Source organism: Alteromonas sp. B31-7 (genome assembly GCF_015767655.1).
Lineage (GTDB): Bacteria > Pseudomonadota > Gammaproteobacteria > Enterobacterales > Alteromonadaceae > Alteromonas > Alteromonas australica.
Window position 1 is genome coordinate 4170790 of sequence record NZ_CP065233.1, and the last position, 22163, is coordinate 4192952.

15 protein-coding genes, 2 tRNA genes and 2 rRNA genes are annotated in these 22163 nt (G+C 45.3%); 10 read left to right on the forward strand and 9 right to left on the reverse strand.

The features are described from left to right. Positions 1-111: 111 nt before the first annotated feature. From IUA53_RS18265 to IUA53_RS18285, 5 genes are all read right to left on the reverse strand, one after another. Positions 112-2987, reverse strand: a 23S ribosomal RNA gene (locus IUA53_RS18265). A gap of 455 nt (positions 2988-3442) precedes the next feature. Beyond that, positions 3443-3519, reverse strand: a tRNA-Ile gene (locus IUA53_RS18270). 95 nt (positions 3520-3614) lie between these two features. After that, a tRNA-Ala gene (locus tag IUA53_RS18275) sits at positions 3615-3690 on the reverse strand. 80 nt (positions 3691-3770) lie between these two features. Further along, a 16S ribosomal RNA gene (locus IUA53_RS18280) occupies positions 3771-5303 on the reverse strand. Together the 16S and 23S rRNA genes with 2 tRNA genes alongside form the textbook arrangement of a ribosomal RNA operon. Positions 5304-5776: 473 nt before the next feature. Beyond that, positions 5777-6997 (reverse strand): MFS transporter, encoded by a 1221-nt coding sequence (locus IUA53_RS18285; protein WP_044059093.1) that lies wholly within the window; start codon positions 6995-6997, stop codon positions 5777-5779. A 557-nt stretch (positions 6998-7554) separates the two neighbouring features. Between IUA53_RS18285 and IUA53_RS18290 the strand changes: the two genes are divergently transcribed. Beyond that, on the forward strand, positions 7555-7764 hold the full coding sequence (locus IUA53_RS18290; RefSeq protein ID WP_044058314.1) for a hypothetical protein: 210 nt from the start codon (positions 7555-7557) through the stop codon (positions 7762-7764). A gap of 103 nt (positions 7765-7867) precedes the next feature. On the opposite strand, the gene folE is transcribed toward IUA53_RS18290, so the two are convergent. Beyond that, a complete protein-coding gene (gene folE / locus IUA53_RS18295) occupies positions 7868-8551 on the reverse strand; it encodes a GTP cyclohydrolase I FolE (protein WP_044058315.1) in 684 nt (227 codons plus the stop codon). 188 nt (positions 8552-8739) lie between these two features. Here folE and folM point away from each other — a divergent pair, with 188 nt between their 5' ends. From folM to IUA53_RS18310, 3 genes are all read left to right on the forward strand, one after another. Continuing rightward, the gene (gene folM / locus IUA53_RS18300) at positions 8740-9447 is read left to right on the forward strand and encodes a dihydromonapterin reductase (RefSeq protein WP_196897518.1); all 708 of its coding nucleotides are present in this window, start codon (positions 8740-8742) and stop codon (positions 9445-9447) included. Positions 9448-9583: 136 nt separating this feature from the next. Then, positions 9584-10645 (forward strand): agmatine deiminase family protein, encoded by a 1062-nt coding sequence (locus IUA53_RS18305; RefSeq protein ID WP_044058317.1) that lies wholly within the window; start codon positions 9584-9586, stop codon positions 10643-10645. Further along, positions 10635-11528 (forward strand): carbon-nitrogen hydrolase, encoded by an 894-nt coding sequence (locus IUA53_RS18310; RefSeq protein ID WP_044058318.1) that lies wholly within the window; start codon positions 10635-10637, stop codon positions 11526-11528. Before IUA53_RS18305 ends, IUA53_RS18310 begins: the two co-directional genes overlap by 11 nt. Positions 11529-11612: 84 nt before the next feature. Here IUA53_RS18310 and pdeM read toward each other — a convergent pair whose 3' ends face one another. Together pdeM and IUA53_RS18320 are read right to left on the reverse strand one after the other, a co-directional pair. Beyond that, positions 11613-12347 carry a ligase-associated DNA damage response endonuclease PdeM gene (gene pdeM, locus IUA53_RS18315; RefSeq protein ID WP_196897519.1) on the reverse strand — a complete coding sequence of 245 codons (735 nt, stop codon included), beginning with the start codon at positions 12345-12347 and terminating at the stop codon, positions 11613-11615. Between the two features lie 15 nt (positions 12348-12362). Then, the gene (locus tag IUA53_RS18320; RefSeq protein ID WP_231401190.1) at positions 12363-14315 is read right to left on the reverse strand and encodes a tetratricopeptide repeat-containing diguanylate cyclase; all 1953 of its coding nucleotides are present in this window, start codon (positions 14313-14315) and stop codon (positions 12363-12365) included. Positions 14316-14602: 287 nt separating this feature from the next. Between IUA53_RS18320 and IUA53_RS18325 the strand changes: the two genes are divergently transcribed. Next, on the forward strand, positions 14603-15490 hold the full coding sequence (locus IUA53_RS18325; protein WP_231401191.1) for a trypsin-like serine protease: 888 nt from the start codon (positions 14603-14605) through the stop codon (positions 15488-15490). Positions 15491-15829: 339 nt separating this feature from the next. Here IUA53_RS18325 and IUA53_RS18330 read toward each other — a convergent pair whose 3' ends face one another. Continuing rightward, a complete protein-coding gene (locus IUA53_RS18330; RefSeq protein WP_044448891.1) occupies positions 15830-16750 on the reverse strand; it encodes an AraC family transcriptional regulator in 921 nt (306 codons plus the stop codon). A 211-nt stretch (positions 16751-16961) separates the two neighbouring features. On the opposite strand from IUA53_RS18330, the gene IUA53_RS18335 reads away from it, so the two are divergent. Genes IUA53_RS18335 through IUA53_RS18355 form a run of 5 tightly spaced genes read left to right on the forward strand, consistent with a single transcriptional unit; the run spans position 16962 to position 22005 of the window. Continuing rightward, the gene (locus IUA53_RS18335; RefSeq protein WP_196897520.1) at positions 16962-18017 is read left to right on the forward strand and encodes an alpha/beta hydrolase; all 1056 of its coding nucleotides are present in this window, start codon (positions 16962-16964) and stop codon (positions 18015-18017) included. A 12-nt stretch (positions 18018-18029) separates the two neighbouring features. Continuing rightward, a complete protein-coding gene (locus tag IUA53_RS18340) occupies positions 18030-19121 on the forward strand; it encodes an alpha/beta hydrolase (protein ID WP_044448893.1) in 1092 nt (363 codons plus the stop codon). Positions 19122-19155: 34 nt separating this feature from the next. Then, positions 19156-20304, forward strand: coding sequence for a (R)-mandelonitrile lyase (locus tag IUA53_RS18345; RefSeq protein ID WP_196897521.1), 1149 nt, complete (start codon positions 19156-19158; stop codon positions 20302-20304). A 32-nt stretch (positions 20305-20336) separates the two neighbouring features. After that, complete coding sequence (locus IUA53_RS18350; RefSeq protein ID WP_196897522.1) at positions 20337-21464, forward strand: aldo/keto reductase; 1128 nt, start codon at positions 20337-20339, stop codon at positions 21462-21464. Between the two features lie 25 nt (positions 21465-21489). Further along, positions 21490-22005: a nuclear transport factor 2 family protein gene (locus tag IUA53_RS18355; RefSeq protein WP_052806737.1), complete on the forward strand. Its 516-nt coding sequence runs from the start codon at positions 21490-21492 to the stop codon at positions 22003-22005. Positions 22006-22163: the final 158 nt, after the last annotated feature.

The following is a 22163-nucleotide window of genomic DNA, read 5'->3' on the forward strand; positions in this document are numbered from 1 at the left end:
TGGGAAAGATAATATTAATTCAATCAGTGAGTAACTACTTTTTACTCTATCTTGCTTTTAGCTTGTCTTTGATTACAACGCCAACTTCTCACGAAGCCTTTTAGGCGTTGTATGGTTAAGCCTCTCGGGCAATTAGTACAGGTTAGCTTAACGCCTTACAACGCTTCCACACCCTGCCTATCAACGTCATCGTCTATAACAACCCTTCCAGACCTTAAAGGTCAGGGATGACTCATCTTTGGGCCGGCTTCCCGCTTAGATGCTTTCAGCGGTTATCCGTTCCGAACGTAGCTACCGGGCAATGCCATTGGCATGACAACCGAACACCAGCGGTTCGTCCACTCCGGTCCTCTCGTACTAGGAGCAGCTCCCATCAATCATCCAACGCCCACCCAGATAGGGACCGAACTGTCTCACGACGTTCTAAACCCAGCTCGCGTACCACTTTAAATGGCGAACAGCCATACCCTTGGGACCGACTTCAGCCCCAGGATGTGATGAGCCGACATCGAGGTGCCAAACACCGCCGTCGATATGAACTCTTGGGCGGTATCAGCCTGTTATCCCCGGAGTACCTTTTATCCGTTGAGCGATGGCCCTTCCATACAGAACCACCGGATCACTATGACCTACTTTCGTACCTGCTCGACGTGTCTGTCTCGCAGTTAAGCTAGCTTATGCCATTGCACTAACCTCACGATGTCCGACCGTGATTAGCTAACCTTCGTGCTCCTCCGTTACTATTTGGGAGGAGACCGCCCCAGTCAAACTACCCACCAGACACTGTCCACATTCCCGATAAGGGAACTATGTTAGAACATCAAACATACAAGGGTGGTATTTCAAGGACGGCTCCACATCATCTAGCGACAATGCTTCAAAGCCTCCCACCTATCCTACACATGTAGGTTCAATGTTCAGTGCCAAGCTGTAGTAAAGGTTCACGGGGTCTTTCCGTCTAGGTGCGGGTACACAGCATCTTCACTGCGATTTCAATTTCACTGAGTCTCGGGTGGAGACAGCGTGGCCATGGTTACACCATTCGTGCAGGTCGGAACTTACCCGACAAGGAATTTCGCTACCTTAGGACCGTTATAGTTACGGCCGCCGTTTACCGGGGCTTCGATCAAGAGCTTCGTCCGAAAACTAACCCCATCAATTAACCTTCCGGCACCGGGCAGGTGTCACACCCTATACGTCCTCTTACGAGTTTGCAGAGTGCTGTGTTTTTAATAAACAGTCCCAGCCACCTGGTCACTGCGGCCTCCATGTGCTTACGACGCGAAGTCTTCACACACAGAGGCGTACCTTCTCCCGAAGTTACGGTACAATTTTGCCGAGTTCCTTCACCCGAGTTCTCTCAAGCGCCTTAGTATTCTCTACCTGACCACCTGTGTCGGTTTGGGGTACGGTTCATATAATCATAAGTTTAGAAGCTTTTCCTGGAAGCAGGGCATCAACAACTTCACCACCTTGGTGGCTCGTCTCGTGTCTCGACTTTAAGAACCCGGATTTACCTAAGTTCTCGGTCTACGCACTTTCACTTGGACAACCAACGCCAAGCTTGCCTAGCCTTCTCCGTCCCTCCATCACTGATTATATAAGTACGGAAATATTAATCCGTTTCCCATCGACTACGCATTTCTGCCTCGCCTTAGGGGCCGACTTACCCTGCCCTGATTAGCATGGGACAGGAAACCTTGGTCTTCCGGCGTGGGAGTTTTTCACTCCCATTATCGTTACTCATGTCAGCATTCGCACTTGTGATATGTCCAGCAAGCTTTACAACTCACCTTCATCCACTTACACAACGCTCCCCTACCCAGCACAGTAAACTGTGCTGCCGCAGCTTCGGTATATTGCTTAGCCCCGTTACATCTTCCGCGCAGGCCGACTCGACTAGTGAGCTATTACGCTTTCTTTAAAGGGTGGCTGCTTCTAAGCCAACCTCCTAGCTGTCTGTGCCTTCCCACATCGTTTCCCACTTAGCAATATTTTGGGACCTTAGCTGGCGGTCTGGGTTGTTTCCCTCTCCACGACGGACGTTAGCACCCGCCGTGTGTCTCCCGGATAGTTCTCATTGGTATTCGGAGTTTGCAAAGGGTTGGTAAGTCGGGATGACCCCCTAGCCTTAACAGTGCTCTACCCCCAATGGAATTCGTCCGAGGCTCTACCTAAATAGATTTCGGGGAGAACCAGCTATCTCCCGGTTTGATTGGCCTTTCACCCCCAGCCACAAGTCATCCCCTAACTTTTCAACGTTAGTGGGTTCGGTCCTCCAGTTGATGTTACTCAACCTTCAACCTGCTCATGGCTAGATCACCGGGTTTCGGGTCTATACCTAGCAACTCAACGCGCAGTTAACACTCGCTTTCGCTACGGCTCCGCTATTCGCTTAACCTTGCTACTAAATATAAGTCGCTGACCCATTATACAAAAGGTACGCAGTCACCCCGAAGGGCTCCCACTGCTTGTACGTATACGGTTTCAGGTTCTATTTCACTCCCCTCACAGGGGTTCTTTTCGCCTTTCCCTCACGGTACTGGTTCACTATCGGTCAGTTAGGAGTATTTAGCCTTGGAGGATGGTCCCCCCATATTCAGTCAAGATAACACGTGTCCCGACCTACTCGATTTCACTGTAAAGCACGCTTTGTGTACGGGGCTATCACCCTGTATCGCTCCTCTTCCCAAAGGATTCCACTACACACTAAACAGCTTAAGGGCTGTTCCCCGTTCGCTCGCCGCTACTAGGGGAATCTCGTTTGATTTCTTTTCCTAAGGGTACTTAGATGTTTCAGTTCCCCTCGTTCGCCTCGTTACACTATGTATTCATGTAACGATACCTGTAAACAGGTGGGTTTCCCCATTCGGACATCTGTGGCTCAAATGCATTTTGTCGGCTCACCACAGCTTTTCGCAGACTTACACGTCCTTCATCGCCTCTAACTGCCAAGGCATCCACCGTATACGCTTCGTCACTTAACCATACAACCCTAAAAAGCCTTGAGTATCGGCCTCATGTCCGCCTTTTGAAATCGGACAAGGGTAATGTTGTATGCATGACAAGCTAATCGGAAGAATTGCCTTGCTATCAATCAATGTTGATAACAAGCAATTCAAGTCAAGTAGAGTAAAAAGTACGTCTTTCGACTTCTCAGTTACTCAATTTTGATTGATTACTATTAATATCAGCTTTCCAAATTGTTAAAGAACATTCGATGTTTCCTGCTAAAGCAGTACTTTCATCTTTAGAGTAAAAAACCCTAATCAATGCTTACTGAAACAGTAAATATTCATTAGGATTTGATGTCCATCTCGACACATACGCTAACGATGTGTATGACTACCAACACCTTTAGCGAGTAGCAAAATCGTCAGGAAGCTCTGCTTCCGGTAAAGCGATTTTTCACGACCACTTGCAAAGCAAGTAAGAAGGAGAATGGTAGGCTTGGGCAGACTTGAACTGCCGACCTCACCCTTATCAGGGGTGCGCTCTAACCAGCTGAGCTACAAGCCTATTTTCTTAGCCAGTCGGCGTTGTGACCTCACCGCTCTTATTCGAGGGCAGGGCTGCAACCATCCAAGCTACAAGCCTAGGGTAAAACAAGCAGATGGTGGAGCTAAGCAGGATCGAACTGCTGACCTCCTGCGTGCAAGGCAGGCGCTCTCCCAGCTGAGCTATAGCCCCATAAGCTTATGTCGTTCTTTATTTTTTAAACAAGACTATCTGTGTAGGCACTGCATCAAGTGCGTCTTTCGACGTAATGGTAAGGAGGTGATCCAACCCCAGGTTCCCCTAGGGTTACCTTGTTACGACTTCACCCCAGTCATGAAACACAAAGTGGTAATCGTCCTCCCGAAGGTTAGACTAACTACTTCTTTTGCATCCCACTCCCATGGTGTGACGGGCGGTGTGTACAAGGCCCGGGAACGTATTCACCGCAGTATTCTGACCTGCGATTACTAGCGATTCCGACTTCATGGAGTCGAGTTGCAGACTCCAATCCGGACTACGACATTCTTTAAGGGGTCCGCTCCACATCACTGTCTCGCTTCCCTCTGTAAATGCCATTGTAGCACGTGTGTAGCCCTACACGTAAGGGCCATGATGACTTGACGTCGTCCCCACCTTCCTCCGGTTTGTCACCGGCAGTCTCCTTAGAGTGCCCAACTTAAGGCTGGCAACTAAGGACAAGGGTTGCGCTCGTTGCGGGACTTAACCCAACATCTCACGACACGAGCTGACGACAGCCATGCAGCACCTGTGTCTGAGTTCCCGAAGGCACCAATCTATCTCTAGAAAGTTCTCAGCATGTCAAGTGTAGGTAAGGTTCTTCGCGTTGCATCGAATTAAACCACATGCTCCACCGCTTGTGCGGGCCCCCGTCAATTCATTTGAGTTTTAACCTTGCGGCCGTACTCCCCAGGCGGTCTACTTAGCGCGTTAGCTTCGCTACTCACGACTTAAAGTCACAAACAGCTAGTAGACAGCGTTTACGGTGTGGACTACCAGGGTATCTAATCCTGTTCGCTACCCACACTTTCGCACATGAGCGTCAGTCTTTGGCCAGGGAGTCGCCTTCGCCACTGATGTTCCTCCAGATATCTACGCATTTCACCGCTACACCTGGAATTCCACTCCCCTCTCCAAGACTCTAGTCTGCCAGTTCTAAATGACTATCCCAGGTTGAGCCCGGGGCTTTCACATCTAGCTTAACAAACCGCCTGCGTGCGCTTTACGCCCAGTAATTCCGATTAACGCTCGCACCCTCCGTATTACCGCGGCTGCTGGCACGGAGTTAGCCGGTGCTTCTTCTGTTGTTAACGTCACGGCTAGCAGGTATTAACTACTAACTTTTCCTCACAACTGAAAGTGCTTTACAACCCGAAGGCCTTCTTCACACACGCGGCATGGCTGCATCAGGGTTTCCCCCATTGTGCAATATTCCCCACTGCTGCCTCCCGTAGGAGTCTGGACCGTGTCTCAGTTCCAGTGTGGCTGATCTTCCTCTCAGAACAGCTAGAGATCGTTGCCTTGGTAAGCCATTACCTTACCAACTAGCTAATCTCACTTGGGCCTCTCTTTGCGCCGGAGCCTAAGCCCCGTTTGGTCCGTAGACATTATGCGGTATTAGCAGTCGTTTCCAACTGTTATCCCCCTCGCAAAGGCAAGTTCCCAAGCATTACTCACCCGTCCGCCACTCGTCATCTTCTAGCAAGCTAGAAATGTTACCGTTCGACTTGCATGTGTTAGGCCTGCCGCCAGCGTTCAATCTGAGCCATGATCAAACTCTTCAATTAAATATATCGAAATATGAATCGTCGTTGTGACACTCTTAACGAGTGCCCACACAGATTGTCTTGTCTAAATTGTTAAAGAACATCGTGCAGAATCATGACGCTTTTTGTCGTGACTTCTGCGCAAGGAGGACCAACATTACTCTCAGTTGATTCGTTTTCCTTGCTCACCCTGTTCGAGTGAGGTGCGCATTATACGCTGGAAGTTTTTGTTGTCAACACTTTTTGAAAATTTATTTTCTGAAGCGTTTCTTCTAAACTCCCGTCTTTACTGGCCTATAAAGGTAGTAGAGACTTACTTCAGGAGGTTTGCTGTTTTGCTTTTCCCCCGAAGCGGATGCGCATTTTAGGGAAATGAGCGCTCACGTCAACAAGTATTTTCAAAAAATAGGAAATTTGCGTTTTTTCGGTGCTTTTCTGTACACATGCATTAAATAGTGACCAGTAAACCTTGTTTAATGTTTACTGGTAGTACTTTACCCTTCACCATATTCGCTTGCTTCTAGCTCAGCTAACCTGGTTTGGGTTGGGTTTTTAACGTAGTTATAGCAAAGCCCTAAAAATAGAATAAGGGCAAAAACGGTCGCAACAATAAATCCGTATTTTGCATCGCCTCCATTCGCATCGCTCACCACCCCCATTATAAATGGACCCGCCGCTGCACCTGCAGCAGTAAAGAATAGAATGACGCCAGCCACACTACCGTGCTGATGTTTTGGAAAACAGCTAATTCCCTTTGAGTTAAACGTAGGGTAAATAACAGACATGAAGATGCCTGTTAAGGGGAACAAATACAGAGCAACGTGTTTGCCACCTACAAGGCCTAAGGTGAAACAGGTTACAATAGCACCGCTAAATAACATTAATACTAGTGCCCAGTTAAAGCGTGACATCATCCAAATACCTAAAAAGCGCCCTGCTGCTCGTAATATAAAGAAAGCAGTAACGGAATAAATGGCGAGCAATTGTGATGCGCCCTCACTGTAGCACTGGTAAGTTGCCTTCATACTTGTTGCATCACATACCAAATACGTTGGCATCCAAACATAAATAGCACTTTCAGCTGCCACATATAAAAATGCGCCTATCGAGAACCCCATTGCATAAGGGTTTTTGACCAAGGCTAGGCTGTTCCATAAAGACACTTTGTCTGTAGATGAAGAAGGTTGTGTATTGTAGGTGGGGTATTTCACGAACAGTGCGCCAAGGATAAGCAGCGTACATACGCCACCGGCAATAACGTAAAGCCATTGCCACGGCACCCCTTGGTGAATTAAGTACGCAACAATCAGCGGTCCTATAATTGCGCCTACACCAAAAAAGGCCTCGGCCCCGTTCATAGTAGAGGTATGCTGTTTGGTTGACGTTGATATATCGCCAATTAGCGCCAATGCGCCTGTTTTAAATATTCCAACAGCCACCCCAGACAAACTCATCAGACTTACAATAAGCAAAAAGTCATTGGCGACCAAAAAGCTATAGCAGGCTAATCCAAATAGAAGCAAACCAATAATAATAGTAGGTTTGCGTCCAATCTTATCTGCAAGAAAACCCAAAAATAAGCCAGATAGAGCAATTCCCAACATAGGTAGAGAGTGCATTAAGCTTGCTTGGGCGTTGGTGACAGAAAATGCCACTTTAACCTCTTTAATGATCTCGCCAACAGAGTCAGATGTCATCGCAAACATCATGAACATCAAATAGGTTAACCAGCGAATAACCCTGCTGTTTGGATCCTGGTTCGTCATAGTTTTACTCGTTATTAACTGCTTTTTGGTTTGGGTAAACTAGCCAACTTACACCCTACATTTACATGCTTTCAAAAATAACACGAATGTGAAATACGTAACTCAGCTGCTATACAAAACGAAACTTAATCGATTAAGATAAAAGTTAACAGAATATGAAAACCCTGTAAACCTTTTAATTTCGCCGGCACCAAGTGATCATTTTATTCATAACTAGGTAGAAGAACCTAGTTGATAACCAATAAGTGTTAAGTCGCAAGCGTATTATCCGCAGTCCCTTGTGACTAGCGCAGTAAAGGCAAACTCCCACCGAGGGAAAACTATTTTTCTTTACATTTTCTAGGGTTAGTTGAGTGCACTTAATTTATCGGCGCATTTCGTCAATAAGTGGCTATATTTTAGGGAACGAACTTATGCACGTAAAAGTATAAGCGCGTTGCACGTTACATGCGTGGTGATGTCAGCAAGGAGCATTAAAGATATGGAAAGTCTAATAAGGAAGTGTCATGAACAAAAACCAACCTCTCGAATACTTGTGTCCATACTGTGGCGTTATAAACGCGTTTGAACTCAATTCATTGCGAGACATGTATCACGAGCAGGTAGAAACGTGTTTTTGCTGCAAAAAGAAACTTAGCCTAACGGCGGCTGATGGCGTAGAAGGTCAAATCAACTTGGTGATTACTGAACTGGAAAATGAACTTCAGGTTAAATAACGTATTCCATCAATAGAAAGGAATTCGCCCACACTAGCCTAGCGCTTGCTTAACCTGGCTGTTGGTGTGGGCGTAAGCGAATCACCTATTCAATGAATTGTGCTTAGGCGAAGAATTGTCGTCTTAGTTCTGCATCTTCTAAGAACTTCCCACCTAACGCAGACGTCTTGGTGTAGGAATTGGTATCACGAATACCTCTTGCCTTCACACAATAATGTGTGGCGTTAATGCTCACCGCAACATCTTCAGAACCGGTTAAGGTTTGGATGGCAACCAACACTTGCTGAGTTAAGCGTTCTTGTACTTGTGGGCGCTGAGCAAAAAAGCCAACAAGACGATTGATTTTAGATAATCCTAGCACGGTGTCTTTCGGAATATAAGACACAGTAGCGGTTCCATCGATAGTGACAAAGTGATGTTCGCAAGTACTGGTAAGGCTGATATCAGATACCTGCACAGGCTGGTCTAAACGCATTTTATTTTCAATTTGCGTAATTTTTGGAAACTTACGGTAATCGAGGCCGCCAAAAATTTCATCGACGTACATTTTGGCGATGCGCTTGGGAGTATCGCATAGGCTATCGTCCGATAAATCGAGACCTAGCGTATCCATGACCTCTCTCATAGCACTTTCAATTTTCAGTCGCTTTTGCTCGTCAGAAAGGCCATTACCTGCCATAGGTGTTTCTAAACCTTTCTCTTCTAACGCTGCTCTTACACGCTGTGCCGATTCGGAAATGGAGGGATCCAGCGCATCGCGCACGATTACCGCTTCTTTTGCTAACATTAACTTATTCCGTAATTACTTCTTTTTTGACCTTATACGCCCAATAAAACGTAAAGATCCGTTGGGCATAAAGATGACATTATTTTAATCTAATGGCAGTCCTCTATACCTTACTGGTAGTGTGATTTCGTTACACTACTATACCTCATTAGAGTAGTCCGCCCCCTACACAGAAAAAGGAGACTTACTTGTCGTTACCTGTGTTAATTACCGGCGCTAGTCAGCGCCTTGGATTGGCTATGGCTGAAAGCCTTTTAGACCAAAAAATTCCCGTTGTTATCACCTACCGCACATACAAGCCGTCGGTGGCGTCACTTAAAGAGAGAGGGGCTACTGTTATACAGGCAGATTTTAGCACTGAGCAGGCTATTGATCGAGCAATTGCTGAGATTAAGGCAATCAATAAAAGCTATCGCGCCGTGATTCACAACGCCTCCGACTGGGCAATTGATGACAAATACGAGAACAAAGACCAATTAATGGCATATATGATGCGCATTCATGCCCTTGTGCCTTATCGCATAAATTTAGCGCTAGAAACCCACCTTACCAACCACAACTTGGTGGCCGACATTATTCACATGACCGATTATGTACAAGAAACCGGTAGTGAAAAGCACATGGCGTATGCGGCAAGCAAGGCTGCATTGCACAATTTGACCTTGTCCTTCGCGAAGCGCTTAGCCCCTAAAGTAAAAGTAAATAGTATCGCGCCTGCGTTATTGATGTTCAATGAAGGAGACTCGGATCACTATAAAGAAAAAGCGCGCACTAAGTCCTTACTTGAAGTTGTGCCAGGTGCACAAGAAGCAGTAAAGGCAATGCGCTATTTGATGCAAAGTGAATATATTACTGGGCAAACTCTTCATCTCGATGGTGGCAGGCACTTAAAATAAAGCGTGGGGTAAATGTTGCGTATTCAGTCACGCAAAATTTTATTCTTTTCCAGCAATTAAATTCATGAAACCAGCTATTGGTAGGCAACCATTCCCTAGCTATAATTGTGGGTTTACACAAATCAACGAGATTAACATGCAAGGTAACCGAGTCATGGCTCCGGAATGGAACCAAGTGGATGCAGTACTTTTAGCTTGGCCCCACGCTCAAACTGATTGGGCGCCGTGGCTTGAGCATGCACGATTAACCTATATTAACGTCATTAATGCGGTTAACCGTTATGGTGCCGGCGTAATCCTATTGTGCGCACCTGATGACATTGATGCGCTTCAAGCACGCCTACCTGAGCAAGCAAAAGTGCTGATTATTCCCGCGTCGTTCAACGATACTTGGATGCGTGACTACGGCTTTATGACTTGTATAGACAGTGAAGGTAACGGCGCACCTGTAGAGTTCAAATTCAATGGCTGGGGCGAAAAATTCGATGCCTCCGAAGACAACCTAGCTAACCAACGCTATTTAGCGTCTTTGTGTCAATTGCCCCTGCGCAGCAGTCCGATTGTTGTGGAAGGCGGCGCGCTTGAAATTGATAGCACAGGGCACCTGCTCACCACCGCGCAATGCTTACTTAACCCTAAACGAAATGGCGATATGGATTTAAACTCATACGCTGAAGTGTTTACGCAGATGCTTGGCTGTAACAAAGTCACCGTGCTTCATAATGGCCATCTTGAAGGTGATGATACCGATGGGCATATCGATACCCTAGTGCGCTTTACGCCAAACAATGGTTTGGTCATTCAAGCTGCCTTTAACCGGCCACAAGATAGCCACTATGCGGGGTTGAAAGCATTATGTGAAGAGTGCGAACAATACCTCCCTCAGCACACGCAGTATCATTTACCTTTGCCCTATATTGTGGACGAAGACGGGGTTAGGCTACCGGCTTCTTATGCCAACTTTTTGATCTGTAACGACGCTGTTCTGCTACCCATTTATAAGCAGGATGAAGACGCCATTGCCATTGACGTTATGCAAAGCGCCTATCCCAACCATGTTATCGAACCCATTGATTGTTCTGTTTTGGTTAAACAGTATGGCAGCTTGCATTGTATTTCGATGCAAGTTCCCACCAACACACTGCAGGCTTCTGTACTAGCGCTGCTGGAAAAAGGAGTATCAATTTATGCCCAATAAAACCCTTAAAGTAGGCGTGGTTCAGCAAGCTGTCGCCGACAATAACAAGCAAACTAATTGGAATAAAAGTGCTGAGCAAGTGGCTAAGTTAGCCGATGAAGGGTGTGAGTGCATATTATTGCAAGAGCTTCACAGTACCTTGTACTTTTGCCAGCAAGAAGATACCGATGCGTTTGATTTAGCCGAGCCGATTCCTGGGCCCGCTACCGATTTTTTTGGTGAACTTGCTGAGAAGCATAATATTGTGTTGGTGACCTCTTTATTTGAGAAACGCGGTTCTGGCTTGTATCACAACACCGCGGTGGTATTTGATAGAAGTAAAGAAATTGCAGGTAAATATCGTAAAATGCACATTCCCGATGATCCAGGTTTTTATGAGAAGTTTTACTTCACACCTGGCGATATGGGTTTTCAACCTATACAAACCAGTGTGGGTAAATTAGGTGTATTGGTTTGTTGGGATCAATGGTATCCAGAAGCGGCGAGATTAATGGCCATGGCAGGCGCGGACTTACTATTTTACCCGACGGCCATCGGCTGGGACCTCAACGACACTGATGATGAACGCGTTCGCCAACATGGTGCCTGGGAAACCATTCAACGTTCTCATGCTGTGGCCAATTCCGTGCCTGTTATTGTGGCTAACCGTACTGGATTTGAAGCTTCTCCTGTGGACGGCGACCCTGGTATTCAATTCTGGGGGCAAAGCTTTATCGTTGGCCCACAAGGTGAAATTCTTGCCAAGGCAGACGCCAACGAAGAAACCACATTAACTGTTGAACTTGACCTTGCCCGCACTGAGCAAGTTAAGCGTATCTGGCCTTACTTTAGAGACAGACGCATTGATGCATACGAAGATTTAACCAAACGGTGGCGCGATTAAGGCAGGACGCAAGTAAGTTTATGTGAAACGGGCTACGTGATTGCCCGTTTCTTTATGCGATGCTGTTGTCTGAAGGACACAGAATTACACCTTAAAAATCGCACGGTCATACAACATATAACAAGCACGGGATTTTTCGGACACTAATGCCAGCATAACCTCATCATTCACATCTAAGCCCCCGGTGAATTGACCAAACGCAGGCATGATGAATAAGTTGTCAGAAATCACGAAACACTTACCGGAAAATCGGCGTCGAGAAATGGTTTTTCGTGTTTTAGGGTGGTAATGCCCTATGACTTGCGGCGTGCTTTCAGCCTGGCCGGTTGCACTTACACTACTTTTCAGCGCGTCTGGTTCATGGCGAAACACCACACTATCGTGCGCTATTTCATGACAAGGGTTGCCGGGAATGCCTACAGGCAAATCAGGATCGTGATTCCCCTCTACCCAATCCCATTGGGAAACGCTATTGACGATATCGCACAACAGGTTTTTGTCTTGTAGCGTCATGCGGGACAGACTGTGATTATCGTGAAAGCTATCACCCAAGCTAATCACCCGAGCAGGCATATAGTCTTTTATAACCAGCTGCAACCGTTTCAGCGTAGCTACTGAATCTATACTTGGCAGCGGATTACCATAACTACGTAAATAGCTGCCTTTCTCAAGGTGTAAGTCGGATACCACCAGCCAATCGAGCGCAGGTAAATAGGCCACTCCTCTGGCATCTAATACCCAAAGCAGTTCTGAAAACTTCACAATACTGATGTTTCGCAAGGCCACCTGCGACGATAGCCACTGCTCACTTATTGCCACTCTTTATTTACTTCCTCAGTCGATGACGACTTGATTTCTACCGTTTTCTTTAGCTCTATACAAGAGGGTGTCTGCACGTTTAATTAAAGAATCCAAAGAATTAGGTGATTTGCTATTTAGCGTTGCTCCTACGCTAAATGTCATCTCTTTGTTTGGATTAAAAGCTTCAATGGCATCGCAATATTTTTGGAAGGCGACGGCAAGCTTTTGAAAGATGCTTCTAACTACTTTTTCATCTGCCGAATTTAAGACGAATAACCATTCCTCACCACCGTATCGGCCAAATTCGTCGCCTTTAGGTAGTGTATCTTTTGCTGCATTGGCAAAAGCAATTAGCACCATGTCGCCTATGTCGTGGCCATACTCGTCATTAATCTTTTTAAAGTAGTCTAGGTCAACAATAGCGAAGGATACACTATGATGAGCTAGCTTAACGCTGGCAGCATTAAGTATTCCCCTACGGTTGAGACAGTTTGATAAATGATCGGTTGATGCCATACGATGGTATTTTTTTCGTTGGCGCACTTGCCGATAAAATAAAAGCAAAGCCACAAGTACTAAAATAAACGCTATTGCCGCACTAAGGCGCCAAATTATTTTTTGTTGATACTCTTCTTTTGCCTGAAGTTCACTGATATTTTTTTGGTATTCTAACCTTCGAATTTCATCTTCTTTTTCTTTGACTTCAAACTTGACTTGCAGGGCTTTAATATTGCTTTCGCTGGTCGCTTCATAATGCTTATTAATGAAAAAAAGCTTTTTCTCCAGCGCTTCGAATGCTTCATCTACTTGATTAATCTTACGTTTTAGTTCATACCTTTCACCAAAAAACTCTGCTTTATAAATACTACGGCTAAATTTTTCAATGAGGTTAAAAACGTCATCATTTATTTGATTCGCTACTTCCAAGTTACCCTTTTCAATATATATATTACTCAGCAGGATCATAGAAGCCAGTTGCATATCATGAATACCCGAAGCCCGTGCAAGCTCTATATTTTCCTGAGCTAACTGTAAAGCCTCATCAAGATTGCCTTGAAGATATTGAACATTAGCAATGGAATATTGAGCAAAAGCCAACCCCTTTTTCATGTTTACTTTTTCAAAATAAGCTAGGGCTTTATGTAAGTAGAGCAACGCATTTTGGGTGTCATCGTTTTCTAGAAGTATATTGCCTAGGCTCCAATATGCCTTAGCAGTAAAAAGGCCGTCATTCGTTTTTTCAAACGTACTAACAGCCTTTTTAGCGTAATATATCCTTTTATCGTTTTCACTAAGGTAGGTGTAGGCGTCAGCTATTTTTCGGTAAAAATAGCCTTGAGAAGCTACATCGCCTGTTTGCATCGCCAACTCGAGGCCATCTAAAGCCGCTTTCAGCGTTTTGCGCAACGCATCATCAGCCGTATAGTAATAAGCTAAAGCTCGATAGATAGTAATTTTTTCATCGTTTGAATGTTGCGATAGCTCTACTTCTAGCTTTTTCGCAAGTGCTTGTGCTGGGGCTGGATCATCCATTAATGTTAAAGACTTTAATTTCGTCTCTAGAAATAATAAATGAATGTCTTCTCGTTCTATGAACTCTTTTTTATCTAAGTAATATTGAAGGTGTGACGTTAAATCGCTGTATTTTTCTTGTCTGAAAAGAAGCTCGGAATAAAGCGCTGCCGCTTCAGCGTGAAGCGAATTCCAACCCTTTTCTTTAGCCAAATTAAATACTTCCTTTAGGCTTTTTTCATTTTCAAGGTAATCAAGTCTGCTTTTTCTTACGTCACTAATAAACTGCTGAATCGCTTCACGATTCGGCGTATCTAGAGAGAGCTCGAGTGCTAGGCTCTGAAGGCTAAAAGAAAACACGGAAGCGAGCACGAATGCTCTGAAAAAATATCGAATACTTAGGCCTCTTGAGTGGGTGTTATTTTCAACAATTATCACTTTTGAACCAGCAAACTTAATCACACCATTTATCACTATAGCACTTCTTTACAAAGTTAAACCCATGTTTTTCGTTAATAATTTCCATCTAAATTGAAGTATTCAACGCTAACTCTAACTCACGCAGACAATCATGATTCAATAAGACTGCATGACAAGGTCTACTTTACCCTTATGATGATTGTTTAAAGGGTAGATTCACTTATCAATCTCACCCTAATACCTCTATCATCACGTTTTCGTCACGTTTTTTCACACAAAAATCATTACATTGATTCATAAATTGAGCACCCTGTAATAAATCAACAAGGGACGACTTAGTAATGAATTCAAACCTAATAATACGAACTTTAGCGCTGTTGCTGACACTGGCTGCCTTTCATTCATACGCGGTTATCACCCGACATGATGTGGACCCAGCCCGTTATAAAATCGATACACCACCAGAATATTTTATTGATATGCCTTTTCAAGGTGCAGCAGTCTTAATTGATAAACATTGGTTACTTGCTCCTGCACACGTTATCTACACGTTTATGTATGAATATGAAAACAAACCCATAGCCATACACGGGGTCGATAACGTAATTGCAGAGGTTATTTTGCACCCTGATTACGAACGAGTAGGGGCATCATCAGATAACTCCCTGTTGACGCAGCTTAATAACAGCGTAGATATTGCATTAATCAGGCTGGAACATCCGGTGACACATGTTTCGCCTATTCCACTTTATGGTAGCAACGATGAGAAAGGTATGAAAGTTACAGGATTTGGTCGCGGTGCCATAGGCACAGGGCTAACTGGCGAGGTTGAAGACAGTCAAGGACCAGGCTACGTGACCTATTATTGGTATCAAATCACAAAGTTCTTCTCAGACTGGGCATTTACTCAGGAAAACTATCAGCTTCAACAGTACAATAACCAGATAACTGAAGCCTCACAGCAATGGCTAAAATTTTCATTCGAAAAAGAAGACAACGCCATGCCCCTTGAAGGGACTATTGGTTCAGGGGACAGTGGTGGCGCGATTGTGATTTTTCGAGATGACAAGCCAGTTTTACTAGGCATGGCTTCATGGCGAGAATTTGAAGGAGATGTGAAGCAATTTAGCTTTGGACACTATGATGAGGTTGCAGTTTTTACACGGGTTTCATATTTTAAGGACTGGATAATGGAACATGTTGAAACTGCTGAGGTAATTTTTAGGTAGTTAGCTGCCTAGAAAGCAATGATGTATTCATCCTATGATTACACCATGAGGACGTCAGTCTCTCACACCGTTGGTATCAATGATTGTAAATTTCTCAAGATAGCGTGTGAGCGAAGCAGTTTCGTCGACTTACCTCACCAGCCCTTAAAATATTCAGTCAAACAGATTTGGATTCAGCGGTAAGTACTAATTGATGCTTCCGCGTGTGTCTGGCTGCTTAAGACAATTAGCGGACATTCACTTGCAGGGATTCAAGTAAATATGTCCGACTTCAATTTGCGAAAAATAGATAGTGAAGCTGATGCCTATGAATCACGCAGATTATTCACTTCATTACCTTTAATTTCCCGTTTGCGCCAATTTATATCGCAACTCGTTGACATCTTTCGCTGGGGAGCACCCGTACATTCGCCCGTATTCACGACTAAACTGGGAGGGACTTTCGTAACCAACCTGAAATGCCGCAGTTGCAGCGTCGAGGTGCTCGGTTAGCATTAAACGTCTGGCTTCCTGAAGTCGAACTTGCTTTATATATTGCAGCGGACTCATCGCAGTCATATTTCGGAAATGGTGGTGAAACGTTGAGACGCCCATATTAGCGACCCGAGCCAGATCCTCCACCCTGATATGTTCTGAAAATTGAGATTTGAGCCATGCGATTGCCTTTGCCACCTGATGCGTTTGCGTACCCATTGCGGCGAGTTGCCTAAGCTTTTCACCCTGGTCCCCGACAAGCAAACGATAAAATATTTCTCGTCTTATCATGGGCGCGAGCATCGGAATATTTGTACTCTCATCAGCCAAATCAAGTAGTCGTTGAAACCCGCTGATTAACGCTGGTGTTAGTTTACCCGTTGCCATACCACGATCTGAACGTTGCCCCTTGGGAGGCGGTAGTTGGCTGTCCGCCATCAATTGCGTGATGTCCTGATAGTCGAAAGTCAGCTTAAGACCAAGATAAGGATGTTCGGCACTTGCTTCCGTGATTTGAGCTACTACCGGTAAATGAACACCTGAAAACAAATAGTGCTCTGTGTCATAAAAGAAGGTTTCCTCACCTAATTGAACACGCTTTGCTCCCTGTGCAATCAGACACACACTGGGTTCATATGCGCCGGCCATCGGAATGTTCGCGTCAATTTTCTTGAATACCGTCAATCCAGGAACATCTGTCGGGCAGTAATCATCGTGTACGGTCAGCTTCGAAATGCTTGATGCTAAGTGCTTCATATTGTTTACATGGGTAGGATCGGTTTTCATCTTTATGCCACATTACAGATGTTTCAGATACAGTCAGTATAGCCACCCTGTAGGCGCTAATACATAGATCTAATTTGTACTCAGAGAAATAGGCAATTATTGAACAGAATTTGATTACTGACTTTTTCTCGCCGTTACTATCCTTAAAAGCATGAGATTAACTCTTGGTGTGTGAGCGCTATTTGGCACATTTTTAAGTATCGGGAAAAATATGAAATCACTGGTTAAAACGGCTGCATTCCTACTGTCGGCAAATCTATTGTCTGCTGAAGTATTGTCGGCGGACTATCGACAGAATCCATTTACGTTGACCTACAAAGGGGCCATTACGAAAAACGTTGAGGGTAAGGTCAATATTCATGCGGTGAGTTATAAATTAAATAACATCGACATCGCCGCGAATGTGTACACTCCACCTGGTTTTGACCCGTCGAAACAATATCCTGCGATTGTCATCGCTCACCCTAACGGTGGTGTGAAAGAGCAGGTTGCGGGGCTGTATGCTCAACGACTATCGGAACAAGGCTACATCACCATCACTGCTGATGCCGCTTACCAAGGTGCCAGCGGAGGTGAGCCTCGAAATATTGATAAACCGGCTAACCGTATTGAAGACATCCACGGCATGGCGGACGTCATTTCTACCTACCCTGGGGTTTCAACATCCAAGATTGGACTTCTTGGCATTTGTGGTGGCGGTGGCTACTCCCTTAAAGCAGCGCAATCCGACAAACGTTTCAAATCCATCGCGACACTTAGCATGTTTAATTCTGGACGTGTTCGCCGAAACGGTTACATGGACTCTGCGCTAGATACCATTCAGCAACGTTTAACGTCCGCTTCTGAAGCGCGAGAAATCGAAGCCAAGACTGGAGAAATCCGTTATGTCGGTGATGCAAAGCTAACCGACGAACAAATTGCAGCCTTGCCCTTCGATCTTTACCGACAAGGATTCGAATATTATGGCAAAACCCATGCCCATCCAAATTCGACTTTTCGCTATACAGAGAGCAGTTTGTTGTCGCTGATGAATTTTGATGCGGCGACGAATATGGATCTTATTAATCAGCCCTTATTGATGATTGCCGGTAGTAAAGCGGATTCATTGTACATGACCAAAAACGCGTTTGAATTAGCGACCAAGTCTGAGGATAAGCAATTATTTCTTATCGAGGGTGCTACACACATTGAGACCTATTGGAATCCTGAATACGTTTCAAAAGCCATGACGCAACTCAGCCACTTCTTTGATGACGTATTGAAGTAAGGAGTTAGTGACATGATTTCGATCATAAGAAGCTATCGTTCGTTGACTCTAGTGGCGTCAACAGTTCTGGTACTGAGTGCATGTAGCACTACCTATAAGACAAATGACTCAGCATCCCCTTTAATGCTCGCAGAACAAGGTAGTTTCGCAGTGGGTGGTACTGTCATTCAAAAAGAAGGGGAATTTGATCCGATAAAATTGACGTCTGCCGGGCAAACGTTACATGGCGATCACGCTTATGTCTTTTATCAAATTCCAGTCAATGAACGAAAATACCCGTTAGTAATGTGGCATGGTTTCGGGCAGTTCTCGAAAACGTGGGAATCTACACCAGATGGCCGTGAAGGTTACCAGAATATATTCCTACGCAAAGGGTACGGCGTTTATTTGATTGACCAACCCCGGCGTGGTAACGCCGCAAAAGGCACACAACCTGGTAGCTACGAGCCGATTCCGAATGAGCAAATGTGGTTCAATACTTTTCGCGTTGGTACATGGCCTGACTACTTCCCCAATGTACAGTTTCCGACAGATGAAGCGTCGTTAGAACAATATTTTCGACAAATGGTGCCTGATGTCGGCCCTATCAATATCAATGTAAATGCTGATGCGGTTGAAGCCTTATTTACCAAGATTGGCGATGGCATCCTGGTTACCCATTCACACAGTGGTGGCATGGGGTGGCAGGCAGCCATGCAGAGTCAGCACATTAAGGCCATTGTTTCTTATGAACCCGGTAGTAACTTTGTTTTCCCTGAAGGCGAAGCGCCTGCCCCCAAGCAGAGTAGCAGTGGTCTATTAACTGCGGTAGAGGTTCCTTTGGATGATTTTAATAAGCTGACTCAGATCCCAATTGTTATTTATTACGGTGACAATATTCCTGAAAAACCCAGTGAATTGCCTGGCGAAGATGGCTGGCGAATCAGGCTTGAGATGGCTTATGAGTGGGCTGATACCATAAACCAACATGGTGGAGATGCTACCGTTATTCACCTTCCCCAAATAGGTATTTATGGCAACACACACTTTCCATTTTCAGACCTGAATAACAACGAAATAGCAACGCTTATGTCGGATTGGTTGCATGAGAAAGGTTTAGATTAAAAGTACACGAATCATTCTATTACGGGAGGAAATCATGTCGCAAAGTATTAGTTTATCGTTAAAACAGGTCATCGTAACGCCGCTTCTTGGGTTATTTGCGTTGTTCGTCAGTGCCGTCGATGCCACAGAAGAAAGTCAGTCTCTAGACAAACGCCAAGCCGCTATGATTCCGATTGCTGCACTCACGGCATCAGGCGATGTACAAACGCTGAATGAAGCGCTCAAGGCTGGGTTGGAAAATGGGTTAACCGTCAACGAAATTAAAGAAATTTTCATCCACTCTTATGCGTATGCAGGGTTTCCCCGTGCACTAAACGGCATTATGACTTTTATGGATGTGGCTTCAGAACGAAAAGCGCAGGGAATGACCGATGAGGTAGGCAGAGAAGCGACACCGCTTCCGGATGATTACAACGCGGATAGTTATGGTCATCAGGTTCGCAATGCACTGGTAGGGCGAGATATGTCCAATCGCAAAACGGGCTACGCGGGCTTTGTACCAACTATAGAGACATTTCTCGTAGAGCATTTATTCGCAGATATATTTTATCGGGACGTACTAACCGTTAAAGACAGAGAGCTACTCACTATTAGTATGCTTTCTGCGATACCGGGGGTTGAAGCCCAATTGACGTCGCACATGAAGTTATCACTAAGGGTCGGTTACAGCCCCGCACAGTTGCTCGAATTCACACGCATTCTAAAGGACTCCGTGAGTCAGGACAGCGCAATAAGAGCCAGTCACGTTCTTAGTAGTGTTGCGAATATCGATGTGAACAACGAAACCACTAAGCACGTCACTGTGAGCACTGATTCAACAGTTACACAAGGCTCACCAACTAACTTTAGCGGTGTAGCGAAAGTCAGTTCTCGGTTCACGTCGCCAATAAAAGGCCATTATCGCGGAGCATTGGTGGAGTTTGAAGCGGGAGCTCGTACTGCCTGGCATACCCACCCGAAAGGCCAAACACTCATCATTATCTCAGGAAAAGGACTGGTTCAGAATGAAGGTGGGGATATTCAGCAGATGTTACCGGGTAATGTTATCACTATCCCACCCAATACCCGGCATTGGCACGGTGCTGCGCCAGATTCATTCATGTCACACATCGCAATTTCAACGCCAGACAATGGCGAGACCGTAACCTGGATGGAGTTGGTCTCGCAGGAACAGTCTCATTAATAATTTTAACCTGATTTGACCGGAACAGTTTTATGCAAAACAGAAGACAATTTCTTTTATCGGGGGCGAGCCTGGCGGCTGCATCACTGCTGAGTACCAATATACAGGCGTCAACCTCTGAACAAAAGAAGCGCACAATTTCAACAAGTCCAAACACACGAAAGCTTGGCAAACTGCAAGTTTCGTCTATTGGATTGGGCGTTCAGAACATGAGCCGGAAGTACGACACATCGGTTCCCAATCGACAGGAAATGCATCAAGTGATCCGAAGCGCCTACGAGGAGGGAGTCACATTTTTTGATGCGGCTGAAGCGTATGGTCCCTTCGAAGTCGAACGTATTCTTGGTGAAGGCGTTAAACCGTTTCGGGACAACATCGTCATTGCCACCAAATTTGGCTGGAATATTGACCAACAGACCGGGGAGAGATTACCGGGATTGAACAGTCGCCCTGCCCATATCAAGATGGTTGTCGAAGGCATGTTATCGAGGTTACAAACGGACCGTATTGATTTGCTTTACCAGCATAGAGTGGACCCCGATGTACCCATTGAAGATGTGGCCGGTGCAGTAGCAGATCTGATGAACGAAGGAAAAGTCCTGCACTGGGGGCTATCAGAAATGGGCATCAATACACTCAAACGCGCACATGCGACCTTACCTGTTAGTGCCGTACAAAGTGAATATTCGATGTTATGGCGCGGTCCTGAAAAATCTGTTTTGCCGTTGTGCGAGAAATTGGGCATCGGCTTTGTTCCCTGGAGTCCGCTGGGAGTACAGTTTTTAACAGGATGGATTGACGAAAATACTCGTTTTGCACAAGGCGATTTTAGAGCTACGGAGTCTCGATTTAATCCTGAAAACCTCGCTCATAATATGTCACTCGTAAAGCTATTAATGCAATGGTCTGAACGAAAAAATGCATCACCAGCGCAAATCGCGCTTGCCTGGTTACTGCATCAGAAACCCTGGATTGTACCAATACCAGGAACAACCAGTTTGGCACATATGCAGCAAAACACAGCTTCAAGAGATCTTTCTTTCTCTACGGCAGAGATGCGCGAGCTAAACGATTCGCTGGCTTCAATCACGATACAAGGCCAGCGACTACCCGACTTTGTTCAGGTGTTTTCTGACGTTGAAGCACCTGAAAAACTCTGATCAAACCCCATACCCCGGAGACACTATGAAATCAATAATCCCAGCACCATTTTGGCTAATGTTACTGCTATCGGTTTTTCCATTCGGCTCTGTGATGGCACAGCAAAGCCCTCAAGTGAACTTACAAGCCGAAATGCCTGCCGAAGGCGGCATGCAGAAAACAGAGGAAATACTTTCGGCCTTGTCAAAACAAAAATGGCAATGGATGGCTGACAAAAATGTCGATGCCCTTGCTCCTTTGTTTCACAAAGAATCAAAATTTGTCCATATGAGCGGTTCCTGGAAAAAAGATCGTGAGTTAGAAATTATTAAAAGCGGCAGTATTTGGTACCAAAATACCGTTGTCCATGACTGTGATGTGGAAATTGTTGGTCAAACCGGTGTTGTCTGGAGCCGCATTACCTTAGATGCCCATGTGCGTGGCCAGGACGTTTCAACCGAATTTACCACCACGGAAGTCTATGTAAACACCGCCGGAAATTGGCAGTTACTTGCCCTGACCTTCAGTAGTGTGCGTGACACTCACAAAATTGAGCACTAAGGGCTGCCGGTAACGTGGCCTGCGATACTCAATGACTAACAACGAAAATTAAGCCGTTTTAGACAAACAGCAGACGGTCAACGCCTGATTAACAGGCAATAATAGAATTGGCTAAAATAAGCGACGAATGAGCAAAAGCCAACTGTACTTTATCCTTG